The 13,233-nt window shown below is 65.7% G+C and carries 9 protein-coding genes; 4 read left to right on the forward strand and 5 right to left on the reverse strand.

The annotated features are described in order from the left end of the window. Nucleotide 1: 1 nt before the first annotated feature. From ACXAGF_RS14160 to ACXAGF_RS14170, 3 genes are all read right to left on the reverse strand, one after another. The gene (locus tag ACXAGF_RS14160; protein ID WP_475018039.1) at nucleotides 2-3,670 is read right to left on the reverse strand and encodes a PAS-domain containing protein; all 3,669 of its coding nucleotides are present in this window, start codon (nucleotides 3,668-3,670) and stop codon (nucleotides 2-4) included. Nucleotides 3,671-3,843: 173 nt separating this feature from the next. Continuing rightward, complete coding sequence (locus ACXAGF_RS14165; RefSeq protein WP_475018040.1) at nucleotides 3,844-4,353, reverse strand: c-type cytochrome; 510 nt, start codon at nucleotides 4,351-4,353, stop codon at nucleotides 3,844-3,846. 120 nt (nucleotides 4,354-4,473) lie between these two features. Continuing rightward, nucleotides 4,474-4,923: a host attachment protein gene (locus ACXAGF_RS14170; RefSeq protein WP_475018041.1), complete on the reverse strand. Its 450-nt coding sequence runs from the start codon at nucleotides 4,921-4,923 to the stop codon at nucleotides 4,474-4,476. A gap of 419 nt (nucleotides 4,924-5,342) precedes the next feature. On the opposite strand from ACXAGF_RS14170, the gene ACXAGF_RS14175 reads away from it, so the two are divergent. After that, nucleotides 5,343-6,860 carry a DEAD/DEAH box helicase gene (locus ACXAGF_RS14175; protein ID WP_475018042.1) on the forward strand — a complete coding sequence of 506 codons (1,518 nt, stop codon included), beginning with the start codon at nucleotides 5,343-5,345 and terminating at the stop codon, nucleotides 6,858-6,860. 65 nt (nucleotides 6,861-6,925) lie between these two features. On the opposite strand, the gene ACXAGF_RS14180 is transcribed toward ACXAGF_RS14175, so the two are convergent. Then, nucleotides 6,926-7,816 carry a DMT family transporter gene (locus ACXAGF_RS14180; RefSeq protein WP_475018043.1) on the reverse strand — a complete coding sequence of 297 codons (891 nt, stop codon included), beginning with the start codon at nucleotides 7,814-7,816 and terminating at the stop codon, nucleotides 6,926-6,928. Nucleotides 7,817-8,115: 299 nt separating this feature from the next. Between ACXAGF_RS14180 and ACXAGF_RS14185 the strand changes: the two genes are divergently transcribed. Genes ACXAGF_RS14185 through ACXAGF_RS14195 form a run of 3 tightly spaced genes read left to right on the forward strand, consistent with a single transcriptional unit; the run spans nucleotide 8,116 to nucleotide 11,305 of the window. Beyond that, the gene (locus tag ACXAGF_RS14185; RefSeq protein ID WP_475019299.1) at nucleotides 8,116-9,510 is read left to right on the forward strand and encodes a circularly permuted type 2 ATP-grasp protein; all 1,395 of its coding nucleotides are present in this window, start codon (nucleotides 8,116-8,118) and stop codon (nucleotides 9,508-9,510) included. A 6-nt stretch (nucleotides 9,511-9,516) separates the two neighbouring features. Further along, nucleotides 9,517-10,458 carry an alpha-E domain-containing protein gene (locus tag ACXAGF_RS14190; protein ID WP_475018044.1) on the forward strand — a complete coding sequence of 314 codons (942 nt, stop codon included), beginning with the start codon at nucleotides 9,517-9,519 and terminating at the stop codon, nucleotides 10,456-10,458. 28 nt (nucleotides 10,459-10,486) lie between these two features. Then, nucleotides 10,487-11,305, forward strand: a complete 819-nt coding sequence (locus tag ACXAGF_RS14195; RefSeq protein WP_475018045.1) for a transglutaminase family protein — start codon at nucleotides 10,487-10,489, stop codon at nucleotides 11,303-11,305. A gap of 171 nt (nucleotides 11,306-11,476) precedes the next feature. Here the strand turns inward: ACXAGF_RS14195 and araD are convergent, their stop codons facing one another. After that, complete coding sequence (gene araD / locus ACXAGF_RS14200; protein WP_475018046.1) at nucleotides 11,477-13,216, reverse strand: L-arabinonate dehydratase; 1,740 nt, start codon at nucleotides 13,214-13,216, stop codon at nucleotides 11,477-11,479. Nucleotides 13,217-13,233: the final 17 nt, after the last annotated feature.

A 13,233-nucleotide genomic window follows, 5' to 3' on the forward strand; every position in this document is an offset into this window, starting at 1 on the left:
GCTAATGAAGTGTCGTGCCGTTGGCATTGGCCCTGCGGGCGGTGTTCAGCCAGCGATCGATCATTTCCTCCAGCCTGTCGATGCTGATGGGCTTGGCCAGATAGTCGTCCATTCCCGCGGATAGGCAGGCCTCGCGGTCGCCGTCGAGCACATGTGCCGTGACCGCGACGATCGGCACCCGTCCCCCGGAACCGGTCTCGATCTCGCGAATGGCGCGCGTTGCCTGGTGACCGCTCATCACCGGCATCGACACGTCCATCAGGATCATCCGCGGCTGCAGCCGCCTGAACGCTTCCACGGCCTGCTCGCCGTCGGTGACCAGCTGGAAACTGACGCCCGCCCCCTCGAGCAGTTGCCGGAAAAGGATCTGGTTGACCTCGTTGTCTTCGGCGACAAGCACGTCGACCGGCACCGGACCGCCGTCGAGGAGACGTAGCGGCACGGTGGCGGGGGTATCGCTCGTGGCCGCCGGCGGGACGGCTCCGGCAGATCCTCGATGGCGGGCGGAGCGGATCACGTTGCATACGGTCTCGCGCAGCAGCCCGGCGCGGATCGGCTTCATCAGGTGGGCGTCCGTCTCGGGCACATCGAAGCCTTGCTCCAGCGTCCGCGCGCCGAGCGCGGAAAGCGCAATCAGCGCGGTCTGCGGGAAATCCTCGCGGATTGCCTCGAGCAGGCGGCGGCCGCCGCCGTCGCGCAAATCCTTGTCGACGATCGCCGCATCGACGGTGATGTCGATCGAGGCGGCGGCCGACAGCAAGGCGAGCGCTTCGTCGGGCTTCGCGACGGCGGTGACATCGAACCCCCACTCCGTCAGCAACTCCCTTGCAACCCCGCGGGTCGCTTCGTTGCGGTCGACGACCAGAATTCGTGCACCGCGCAGATTGACCGGAACGGCGGCTGCCGAACCGGTCGATGCCTCCACCGCCATCGGCAATGACACGGTGAAGACCGAGCCCTTGCCAACGGCGCTCTCCGCGGACAGCTTGCCGCCGAACAGCGACACCAGACCGTCGGTGATTGCGAGGCCGAGGCCCGTTCCCTCGTGTCGACGGGTGGAAGAGGAGTCGACCTGCGAGAACTGCTCGAATACCGAGGCCAACTTGTCGTCCGGAATGCCGACGCCGGTATCCTCGACGCGCACGCAAAGCTCGATCTTGCCGTCCTCGATTGCCATCGCCGCCATGTCGATCCGCACATGGCCATGGTCGGTGAACTTCACCGCATTGCCGACAAGGTTGGTAACGATCTGGCGGAACCGCCCCGCATCGCCCAGCACGACCGCCGGAATATCGACGGTGCCGCGCACGATCAGTTCGATGTCCTTTTCGTCCGCCTTTGCCGCCAGCAGCGTCGCCACGTCCTCAACCGCCTCCACCGGATTGAACGGCGCCGCGCGCAGGCTCATCTGCCCGGCGTCGATCTTGGAGAAGTCGAGGATGTCATTGATGATCGTCAGCAGGGCGTTGCCCGATTTCACGATGATGTCGATGAAGGTCTTCTGGCGGGTGTCGAGATTGGACTTCGCCAGCAGTTCGGCCATGCCGAGAACGCCGTTCATCGGTGTGCGGATCTCGTGGCTCATGTTGGCCAGAAACTCCGACTTTGCCTTGTCGGCCGTCTCGGCGCGCACCACGAGCTGGCGCAACTCGTCCTCACGCGCCTTCAATTCGCTGATGTCGGAGAACACCAGGACGATGCGCCCGTGCTCGGTCGGCCGCGCCTCGAGCTGCAGCCAGCGACCCTTGGCGCTCTGGTAGACGATCGAGGCGTGGCGGTCGCGCAAAAGGGTCGACAGGAAGTCGCGCACCTCGACCCGCCGGCCGTCGGCGACGCCGAACATGCCGCGCCGCGCGCAGTCTTCGACGAGGTCCTGCAGCAGCGCGCCCGGCTGCAGCAGATCCGGCGACGCACCGGCCATCGCGATCAGCGCCTCGTTGGCCAGCTCGATGCGGTCGTTGTCGATGATCAGCAGCCCCTGGCCCATTGCCGCCATCGCGTCCTTGACAAGGCTGCCGATCTCCTCCAGCGCGGTGCGCGTCTCCAGCACCTCGCGCTCGTGCTCGCGGCGCTCGGTGATGTCGAGATAGGTCAGCAGGCATCGCCCGTCCGAGATCGGCTGGCCGGACTCGATCAGGGTCCGGCCATTGACATAGCTGACCTCGCGAGAGGGGAAGCAGCCGTCACGGACCCGCTGGAGCCACGTCTCGTGGTCGGTGTCGCAAAGGTCCCCCTGCGACCCGATCCTCTCCCCTCGCTCATGCTTGAAGCGCAGCAGGTCGGCCAGCGGCTTGCCCTGCAAAAGCGGCAGTTCCCCGTCCCAGAGGCTCTCGAAGGCACCATTCACGAGTTCGATCGTCGAAGTCTCGTCGACGACGACAATACCGACGTAGAGCGAGGCGACAATGCTTTCGAGGTCCGACCGGTTCGCCTCAGCCTGACGTCGCGCCTCGATCAGCAGGTCCTCCCGGCGCTTGAGCGGCGTCGTGTCGGTGATCGAACCGATCAGGTAGTTGCGATCGTCCGCCGAGGTCACGCGGTAAGCGCGGGAGATCGTCGGGACCACAGACCCGTCGGGCCGTACGCAGTCGATTTCAGCCTCGATCAGTTCGCCGCTGTCGAGAACCCTCTGGTTCTTGGCGTGGAAGAGTTCGCCCTGGCGGGGAAACATCTCCTTCGTGGTCTTGCCGAGGATGTCCGTGGCCGTCGCGCCGGTCAGGTCGAGAAACGCCCGGTTTGCGAACACCAGCCGCTGCGCCTCGTCACGCACATAGGTGGCGACCGGCAACTGGTCGAGCAGCGCTCGGTAAAGGGCGATCTCCTCGCCCTGCTGGCGCAACCGGCCCTCGTTCTCCTTCAGTGCTGTCACGTCGGAACGCAACACGACGAGTGTCCCGTCGGGGCGACGTTGGGTCACAACCCGCATCCATCCGCCGGCGACCGTGCGGGTCACCCGCTCGAAAAGGGGCAGTTCGCATTCGTCGAGCCGCTGCGCGATCCAGGCCTCCCGCCCGGTCTGTTCGTCGGCCGGCGTCTCGACGTCGTGAATCGCCGCCAGGATCCTGGCAAGTGTGAGCTGGCCGTCCTGCACGTCGCCAACCACGGCCCGGTAGAAATCCCGCATGACACGGTTGGCGTGCATCAGGCGGCCATCCGTGGCGAAGATGGCAACGCCCGTGCCGGCGGCGTCAAGGACATGTTCCACCGGCGACAAACCGCCCGTCGCGCCTTGCGTCGCCGGCAGCAAGACTCGAATGGCTGCTTGTCCGGCGGCGGCCGCCGTTTCTCCCGCTGACCGCGGCTCGCCTTCTCGTCCCGGAGGGACTGGCTGACGCGACCCGTCGGCCGGCTCGAAAGTTCCGATCAGGATCGACACTTCCGCGGAGATCCGTTGCCGCCGCAACGAGATGACGAAATCGGCGCGGCTCGAGACATGATGATAGCGCGCGGTCTCCTCGCGGCCGAACACGAGACACCGACGCTCGTGCTCGCTCCTGTCCTCGTGCCCCGCAATCTCGCCGAGCGCTTCCGCGGCGCGGCCGACAACGGCATCCGCCTCCACGCCGAACAGCGCGCAGAACGCCGCGTTGACGGCGAGATATCGCAGATCGCTGCCCTTGATGTAGGCAGGCACGTTCTGCGAGCAAACTTGCTCGCAGGCGGTAGCCAACAAATCGTCCTGCACTTCAACCACGAAAACGCTTCCCGAACGGGGAGCAAATGGCGCTCCTCGCCCCAGGTGACTAGCATGGCGGATTTGAACAGATGGTTAAGCTTTCGTTTCGCTCTCCGGGAGGTTGTGCACAGGCGCACGATTTTTCCACCCAGAGGCGACGGAACCCGTCATTTCCCAGGCGGCGCCATGCCTTCCGGGAAGATGATGGTCATCACCGGGAAGTCCGCCTTCGTTCCCGGCGCAAGCGGGCCCGGGACCCGGTTCTGCACCGGCGTCAGCGACTTCAGATAGACCGCGATCGCGGTGGCGTCGTCCTTCGTCAGATTGGCAAGCGCACGCCAGGGCATGATGTCGGCCAACATGCGGCCATCCGGCCGCACCCCCGTCTGCAAGGCGGCGACGATCTGCTCCTCCGACCAGGTTCCCAGTCCCATCTCCGGGTCTGGCGTCAGGTTGGGGGCAACGAAGGTTCCCTGCGGCAGCTGGAAACCGACGTCCGAGCCGGACAGGGCGGTTTCCGGCGACATCTTGCCGAAGAAATAGCCCGGCGAATGGCAATCATTGCAGCCGCCGAACTGTACGAGATACGCGCCGCGCTCGACAGGCGTCTCCGCCACTACGGGAGCGGCCGCACAGAGGCTGAGCAACGCCAGGAACAAGACTCTACCCGTACGCATCGCGGCTCCCCCTTATGTCATGGTCAGACGATACCAAGCGCCGCCAGGGCGCGACAACTCAGGCAATGGTGGTAACGGTGGCGCCGAACGAGCACGGCAAACGCCAGCGTCGGTGGCAACCTATTCGAACATGATCGACCGTACCGTCGAGACGAGCTTGTCGGTCGGCAGGTTGGTGTAGTCCTTGTCGATCTCCGCGGTCATTCGCTCGCGCGACTTGGCCCCCAGCATGTGGCGCAGCGCGCCGAGTGTCTGCGGGGCGGCGCAGACGATGAGGCGATCGAAGGCGTCAGCGCCGGCATAGTCCTCGAGCTTCTCGGCCACCTCGGCCGTGAACCGCTGCTGCTCGTCCCGCACGGGGTCACTCGAGTATTCCATCGCCGAGCGTCCCTTGCCGTTCGAGGCATAGGCCCGGCCCGGCCGATCGCTCATGATGTCCTGCATCTTCTTCGGCTCGGTGCGAAAGATTTCCTGTTCCGGGCTTTTGTGGTCGTCGCCCTTGAGAAAATTGACGCCCTTCAGCAGGCGAGCCTGGTTACCGTCAGCGGCGAGAATCCAAGTCTTCGTCATGGTCCGTTACTCCTTGGGGACAACTGGCATCGGCATGCGATTGCCGGAGCCGCACGTGCGGCTGCAACCGTCTCTGTGCCCAACGCCAGGCGCAAAGCGATGTTCCCGGCGCGGGTGAGGTGCAGGAGTGGCATGCTGCACCTGCGAAACTATCGCTTGACTTTCGTGCTCAAAACCACGACATGGAACGCGCGTCACCTTCCGGCCGCCGCGTGAGCGAGCCCTGCGAAACCCCAATTGGATCGCGGAAGAAGGATCAGCGCAAGCGAAATCGTTCCGCCAATGCGCGGAGAACTGCGCCAGACGCCGCTACCAACCCACAAGTTCCCAATTCACGCGGGGTTCTTGACGCCAGACGAAACCGGATCGGCATGGTGCCCGTCCGGTCGATGCGTCTGGCGCCCCGAAAGGCTATTCATTTGACCACTTTTCACGACCTCGGGCTGTCGAAGAACGTTCTCTCTGCGCTCGCAGCCCTCGGCTTCGACAAACCGACTCCGATCCAGCAAAAGGCGATTCCGCTGGTGCTGGCCGGCAACGACCTGATCGGCCTGGCCCAGACCGGCACCGGCAAGACCGCTGCCTTTGGCCTGCCGATGATCGAAAGGCTGCTGGCCGAGGCCCGCCGCCCGGACCCCCGCAACATTCGCGCCCTCGTGCTCGCACCGACGCGGGAGCTGGTGAACCAGATCGCCGACAACCTGCGCGACTTCGTGAAGAAGACGCCGCTGCGCGTCGTCACCGTGGTCGGCGGCGCCTCGATCAACAAGCAGTCGCAGATGCTGGAGCGCGGCACCGACATCCTCGTCGCCACCCCCGGCCGTCTGCTTGACCTCGTGGCCCGCAAGGCGGTGACGCTGACGCAGGGCCGCTACCTCGTCCTCGACGAAGCCGACCAGATGCTCGACCTCGGCTTCATCCACGACCTGCGCAAGATTTCTAAGCTCGTGCCGAAGAACCGCCAGACGCTGCTGTTCTCGGCCACCATGCCGAAACTGATCGCCGAGCTTGCCGGCGAATATCTCACCAATCCGATGAAGGTGGAGGTGACCCCGCCGGGCAAGGCCGCCGACAAGGTGGAGCAGTATGTCCACTTCGTCCCCGGTAAGGACCAGAAGACCCAGATCCTGAAACAGTCGCTCACCGACAACCCGGACGGGCTCTCGCTGATCTTCTCGCGCACCAAGCACGGCGCCGAAAAGCTGATGAAGCACCTCGACCACGTCGGCTTCAAGGCAGCGTCGATCCACGGCAACAAGAGCCAGGGCCAGCGCGAACGCGCGTTGAAGGCGTTCCGCGACGGCGAGATCCGCGTGCTGGTGGCAACAGACGTCGCCGCGCGTGGCATCGACATTCCCGGTGTCACCCATGTCTACAACTATGACCTGCCGGAAGTGCCGGACGCCTATGTCCACCGCATCGGCCGCACCGCCCGCAACGGCCGCGACGGCGTCGCGATCGCCTTCTGCGCGCCCGACGACATCCGGTTGCTGCGCGACATCGAGAAGCTGATGGGCATCTCGATCGCTGTCGCCAGCGGCGACGCGCCGGTGGCGCTTCCCGGACCGGGCGGCAAGTCGCGCAAGGGGCGTGGCGGCAATGGTGGCCAGCGCAATGGCGGCCAGCAGCGCCAGCCCCGGCCGCAGGGCCAGGGTGCACGCGGTGGCCAGGGCCGCCCCGAACAGCACGCCGCCGGCGGGCGCCCCGATGGCCAGATCGTCGATCGCGGCTTTTCCGATCGCCCGCAGAAGCGCAAGGAGGCGCGCCCGGACGCCCATGATGGCGCTCAGAACCGTCACGCACCGGGCCGGCCCGACCAGAAGCACGGCGAAGGCCGCAACCGCAATCACGGCGGCGGTGGCCGGCACGCCAGCGGCAATGGCGGCCGCCACGGTCAGAGCCGACGGCAGAACGGCCAGCGGCGCGAGCAGGCCTGAACCAGCTTGTTGGCGAGAATTTCGGATGGCGGGCCTGGGCCCGCCATTTTCCGTTTGCCGGCGGCCTACTCCGCGGGCGCCGCGCGCGGCACCTTGCGGTTGGCCAGATAGACCCCGATCACGACGATGACCGTCCCGGCGATCATCGGCAATGTCAGTTCCTCGCCGAAGGCGATGGCCGCCTCGATCGCCGCCAGCGGCGGAACGAGGTAGATCAGGGAGGCCGCCCGCGACACCTGCCCCCGGCGCAGAAGATAGAGCAGCAGCAGCACCGCCCCCATCGAAATGCCGAGTACCGACCAGGCGAGCAGCGCCCAGAACTGCCAGGACAGGTGCAGTTGCATCGGCTCGAGCAAGAGCGCGAGCGGCAGGGTGACGATCAGCGCACCGACATACTGCAAGGTTGCGATGGCGCGGATGTCGCCGCTGTGCAGGTGCTGCTTCTGGTAGATCGTGCCGTAGGTGACGGAGACCATGCCGAGCACGTTGACGGCGGTCGCGAAGGCGGGAATGTCGGCGTGCCCGGCACCGGCGAGTTTCGGCAGGATCGCGATCGCAACCCCGGCAAAGCCGAGGCAGAGCCCCAACTTCTGCGCCGATGACAGCCGCTCGCCGATGAAATGCGGAGCCGCGAGCGCCGTCATCAGTGGCTGCAGCGCCGCGATAATGCCGGAGAGCGCCGCCGGCACGCCCTGCCCCACCGCCCACCAGACCGCGGCGAGGTAGAGGCCGTGCAGGAACATCCCGGACACGACCGCGTGGCCGGTCGTCGCGCCGTCACTGGGCCAGCGCACGCCGGACAGGCCGCACAGCCCCGCGAACAGGACCGCCGCCGTCGCGTAGCGCACGCTGAGGAAGGTCAGCGGGTCGGAATAGATCCCGCCGAACTTGGCGGCGACCCACCCCGTGGACCAGAGCAGGACGAAGAGGGCCGGCGCCAGACGTTCGAGCGACATGAAAACTCCGGAAGGCATGCGATTCCAGCGAACCGATAGGCTCCTGCCCGGCGGTGGTCAAAACAATAATGTTGATGACTAGGATCAATGCGCACGCCGGCGGCATCTGCACCTTCGGTGGGCAGCGCGCGGGCGACCGGGGCAATGCAGCGGTAACCGATCAGGTCACCCTCGCGCTGCCGACGCCTCATAAATGGGCTCACGCGATTTTGCCAAACGATTGAGCACGGTTCTTGCATTGCTCCCTGCGTTGTACTCAAATGACAAAAAAGGGGAACAGGCCTTTGGCATTTGACGAAATGATGAATGCGGACTCCATCCCGCGCCAGCCCTACGAAGACTACTACGGGTGGTATTCCGCTCAGGATCGGGCCCGCCTGATCGCCAAATCGAGGGATGCCGAAAACATTTTCCGCAGGACCGGCATCACTTTCGCCGTCTACGGGCACGCGGACTCTTCCGAAAAGCTGATCCCCTTCGATATCATCCCGCGCATCATCTCCGGCCGCGAATGGCGCCGGCTGGCGCAGGGCATCGAGCAGCGGGTGATCGCCCTGAACGCCTTCCTCGACGACATCTACCACAAGCAGGAGATCATCAGGGCCGGACGCATCCCGCGCGAACTGATCGAGCGCAACGAAGCGTTCCTGCCGCAGATGATCGGCTTCAAGCCGCCGGGCGGCGTCTACACCCACATCGTCGGCACCGACATCGTGCGCACCGGCGAGGACCAGTTCTACGTGCTGGAGGACAATGCCCGAACGCCCTCCGGCGTCAGCTACATGCTGGAGAACCGGGAAACGATGATGCAGATGTTCCCGGAACTGTTCCAACAGAACAAGGTGCTCCCGGTCCAGAACTATCCCAACCTGCTGCGCCAGAGCCTCGCCTCGCTGGCCCCGACGCGCTGCTCGGGCAAGCCCCGCGTCGCCGTGCTGACGCCGGGCATCTACAACTCGGCCTTCTACGAGCACGCCTTCCTCGCCGACATGATGGGCGTCGAACTGGTCGAGGGGTCGGACCTGCGCGTCATCGACGGCAAGGTGAAGATGCGGACGACGCGCGGCTACGAGGCGATCGACGTGCTCTACCGGCGTGTGGATGACGACTTCCTGGATCCTCTGACCTTCCGCCCCGATTCCGCGCTAGGCATCCCCGGCATCATGGACGTCTACCGTGCCGGTCATATCACGATCGCCAACGCCCCCGGCACCGGCATCTCCGACGACAAGGCGATCTACTCCTACATGCCGGAGATCGTCGAGTTCTATACCGGCCGCAAGGCGATGCTGGAGAACGTCCCGACCTGGCGCTGCTCCGAACCGGACAGCTTGAAATACGTGCTCGAGAACCTGCACGAGCTCGTGGTCAAGGAGGTTCACGGCTCCGGCGGCTACGGCATGCTGGTCGGCCCGACCGCGACGAAGAAGGAGCGGTCGCTCTTCGCCGACAAGCTCAGGGCCAAGCCCGGCAACTACATCGCCCAGCCGACCCTGTCGCTTTCCACCGTCCCGATCCTCGTCAACAAGGGCGTGGCGCCGCGCCATGTCGACCTGCGCCCCTACGTGCTCGTCTCCGACAGGGTGCAGATCATCCCCGGCGGGTTGACCCGCGTGGCGCTGAAGGCCGGATCGCTGGTGGTCAATTCCAGCCAGGGCGGCGGCACCAAGGACACCTGGGTTCTGGAGGACTGAGACGCGATGCTGGGCAGAACCGCAAATGGCCTCTACTGGATGTTCCGCTACATCGAGCGGGCCGAGAACACCGCGCGCCTGATCGATGCCGGCCTGCGCATGTCGCTGACCCGCAGCGATTCGCGCGAGGACGACTGGGACGGCGTGTTGCAGAGCGCGGGCGTGCGCGACGACTATGACCAGGTGCATGACCAGCTGACGAGCGTGGACGCCGTCGACTACCTGCTGCGCGACCGCACCAACGCGTCATGCGTCATGTCCAGCATCGAGGCGGCGCGCAACAACGCCCGCATGGTGCGGACGGCGCTGACGCGGGAAACCTGGGAAGCCGTCAACGAGTGCTGGATCGACCTGAAGCAGGCGCTCGCGCGCAAGGCCCGTCCGACCGACATGCCGGAGATCATCGAATCGATCAAGCGCCGCACCGGCCTGATCCGCGGCGCCTTCCACGGCACGATGCTGCGCGACGACATCTACAATTTCGCCCGCATCGGCACCTTCATCGAGCGCGCGGACAATACCGCCCGCATCCTCGACGTGAAGTACTACGTGCTGCTGCCGGCAATCGCCCAGGTGGGGTCGTCGCTCGACAACATGCAGTGGGAGTCGATCCTGCGCTCGGTGTCGGCGCACCGCTCCTACGGCTGGGTCTACGAGGGCGAGTACAAGGCGGGCAACATCGCCGACTTCCTTATTCTCAATCCCCGCATGCCGCGCTCGCTCGCCTTCAGCTACGACAAGATCGTCAGCAATCTCGGCTATCTTGCCCAGCTCTACGGCGAGACCCACGCCGCGCACGAGACGGCCTCGGCGACGCTGACCCTCCTGCAGAACGGAACGATGGAGGACATCATGGACCAGGGCCTGCACGAGTTCATCGAGGAGTTCATCGCCCACAACAACCGGCTGGGGCAGGAAATCTCCGACGGCTACCGGTTCTACCAGTAGGGCGAAAAGGAAAGGCGACGAGCGCGCGATGCATCTGAAGATCAGCCACACGACCGTCTACACCTATGACGAACCGGTGCAGTATTCGCTCCAGCGGCTGCGGCTGACGCCGCGCAGCCAGCCCGGCCAGACCGTGATTGCCTGGAAGACCACGGTGCACGGCGCCCATGTCGAGGTGGGCTACAACGACCAGTTCGGCAACCACGTCGACCTCGTCAGCACCAATGCCGAGCAGCACACCATTCGCATCGTCGCCGAGGGCGAAGTCGAGACGGAGGACCGGTCCGGCATCTTCGGCCCGCACCAGGGTTTCGTGCCGCTGTGGCTGTACCTGCGCGAAACGCCGTTGACGAAGCCCGGCAAGCTCGTGCGCGAGCTGGCACGGACGGCCGAAGGCGACAACGACCTGGCGCGGATGCACGCGCTGATGGCGGCGGTTCACAAGGCGATCGCCTACAGGCCGGGTGAAACCGGCGCCGAGACGACCGCCGAGCGCGCCCTGGAAACGGGCTCCGGGGTCTGCCAGGACCACGCCCACGCCTTTGTTGCCGCCGCCCGCGTGCTCGGGCTGCCCGCCCGCTATGTCTCCGGCTACCTGATGATGGAGGGCGAGACACACCAGACCGCCAGCCACGCCTGGATCGAGACGCATATCCAGGGGCTCGGCTGGGTCGGCTTCGACCCGGCCAACAACGTCTGCCCGGACGACCGCTACGTGCGTCTGTCGACCGGTCTCTGCTACAACGACGCCGCGCCGATTTCCGGCCTGGTGCACGGAAGCACCGCGGAGACGATGAGCGTTTCCGTCACGGTCGAGCCCAAAGGCCAAAGCCAAAGCCAGAGCTGAGACGTCGGTCGGCCAACGCCGGCATCGGGCACCGCTACTGCGCCGGCATCCGGGCATCGCCTTGGCAGCCGTTTCGTCGCGCATGCAGTGGCAACGCCGGCGAACCGGACCAACATGAAAAGGCGGGGCCCTGCCCCGCCTCTTTCGTTCGCTCGGCTCTTCCGGACGCCGCTAGTGGCTGTCCCGGCCGACGGCGCTGCCGCGACAACCCTTGAGGAAGTCGAGGTCGGCTCCGGTATCGGCTCCTTCGACGTGCTGCTGGTGCAACCAGGCATAGCCGGAGGCCGGTAGCTCATGCTGCGGCTTCCACTCGGCAAGCCGCCGCGCCAGTTCTTCCTCGGAAATGTCGAGATGCAGGCGCCGGTTCGGCACGTCCAGCTCGATCATGTCACCGTTCCTGACCACGGCCAACGGCCCGCCGACCGCCGCTTCCGGCGAGGTGTGCAGCACGACGGTACCGTAGGCGGTGCCGGACATGCGGGCGTCAGAGATGCGCACCATGTCGGTGATCCCCTTCTTCAGCACCTTCGGCGGTAGGCCCATGTTGCCGACTTCGGCCATGCCCGGATACCCCTTCGGCCCGCAGTTCTTCATGACCATGACGCAGGTCTCGTCGATGTCGAGATTGTCGTCGTTGATCTTGGCCTTGTAGTCGTCGATGTCCTCGAACACGACGGCGCGGCCGCGATGCGTCAAAAGATGCGGAGAGGCCGCCGACGGCTTCAACACCGCTCCCTTCGGCGCGAGGTTGCCGCGCACGACGACGATGCCGCCCGACTGCGTCAACGCCTTCTCGGCCGGCAGGATCACGTCCTCGTTCCAGTTGACGACGTCCTTGACCTCGTCCCAGACGGTCTCTCCGGACACCGTCAGCGCGTCCTTGTGCAGCACCCCGGCCTCGCCGAGGCGCTTGAGCACCACCGGCAGGCCGCCGGCATAGAAGAACTCCTCCATCAGGTACTTGCCCGACGGCATCAGGTTGACGATGGTCGGCACGTCGCGGCCGCAGCGGTCCCAGTCATCCAGCGAAAGATCGATGCCGACGCGCCCGGCGATCGCCAGCAGGTGGATCACCGCGTTGGTCGAGCCGCCGATCGCCGCATTGGTGCGAATGGCGTTCTCGAAGGCCTGCTTGGTCATGATGTCGGAGGGCTTCAGGTCGTCCTTGACCATCTGCACGATCCGCCGGCCGGTCAGCTGCGCCATCGCCTTGCGGCGGGAATCGACGCCCGGGATCGCGGCATTGCCGGAAAGCGCCATGCCGAGCGCCTCGGCCATGGAGGCCATGGTGGAGGCGGTGCCCATGGTGTTGCAGGTGCCGGACGACCGGCTCATCGAAGCTTCTGCCTCGAGGAACTCGGCCTGCGTCATCTCGCCGGCCTTCACCATTTCGGAGAACTTCCACAGATGCGTGCCGGAGCCGACACGTTCGCCGCGGAAATACCCGTTCAGCATCGGCCCGCCGGTGACGACGATCGACGGCAGGTCGACGGACGCGGCGCCCATCAGCAGCGACGGGGTGGTCTTGTCGCAGCCGACCATCAGCACGCAGCCATCCATCGGCTGGCCACGGATCGCCTCCTCCACCGCGAGCGCGGCGAGGTTGCGGTACATCATTGCGGTCGGGCGGAAGGTGTTTTCGGATGCCGAGAACACCGGCACCTCGAGCGGGAAACCGCCGGCTTCCCAGACACCCGCCTTCACCTTCTCGGCGAGTTCGCGCAGATGCCCGTTGCACGGCGTCATGTCCGACCAGGTGTTAAGGATGCCGATGACCGGGCGGCCGTCGAACAGGTCGTGCGGATACCCCTGGTTCTTCAGCCAGCCGCGATGGTAGATCACGTCACGGCTCGTGCCGCCGTACCATTCCTGCGACCTCAGCCTGCGCGGCCATTCCGCTTTCTTCTTCATGTCTCGTTCCTTGAGAG

It is taken from the genome of Mycoplana sp. ABR4_002 (assembly GCF_056159645.1).

What these genes read in the sequence shown, in the direction of transcription:
- ACXAGF_RS14165 (WP_475018040.1), bottom strand. Translation starts at nt 4,353, where the DNA reads ATGCGTACGGGTAGAGTCTTGTTCCTGGCGTTGCTCAGCCTCTGTGCG.
- ACXAGF_RS14170 (WP_475018041.1), bottom strand. Translation starts at nt 4,923, where the DNA reads ATGACGAAGACTTGGATTCTCGCCGCTGACGGTAACCAGGCTCGCCTG.
- ACXAGF_RS14180 (WP_475018043.1), bottom strand. Translation starts at nt 7,816, where the DNA reads ATGTCGCTCGAACGTCTGGCGCCGGCCCTCTTCGTCCTGCTCTGGTCC.
- ACXAGF_RS14185 (WP_475019299.1), top strand. Translation starts at nt 8,116, where the DNA reads ATGATGAATGCGGACTCCATCCCGCGCCAGCCCTACGAAGACTACTAC.
- ACXAGF_RS14190 (WP_475018044.1), top strand. Translation starts at nt 9,517, where the DNA reads ATGCTGGGCAGAACCGCAAATGGCCTCTACTGGATGTTCCGCTACATC.
- ACXAGF_RS14195 (WP_475018045.1), top strand. Translation starts at nt 10,487, where the DNA reads ATGCATCTGAAGATCAGCCACACGACCGTCTACACCTATGACGAACCG.
- araD (WP_475018046.1), bottom strand. Translation starts at nt 13,216, where the DNA reads ATGAAGAAGAAAGCGGAATGGCCGCGCAGGCTGAGGTCGCAGGAATGG.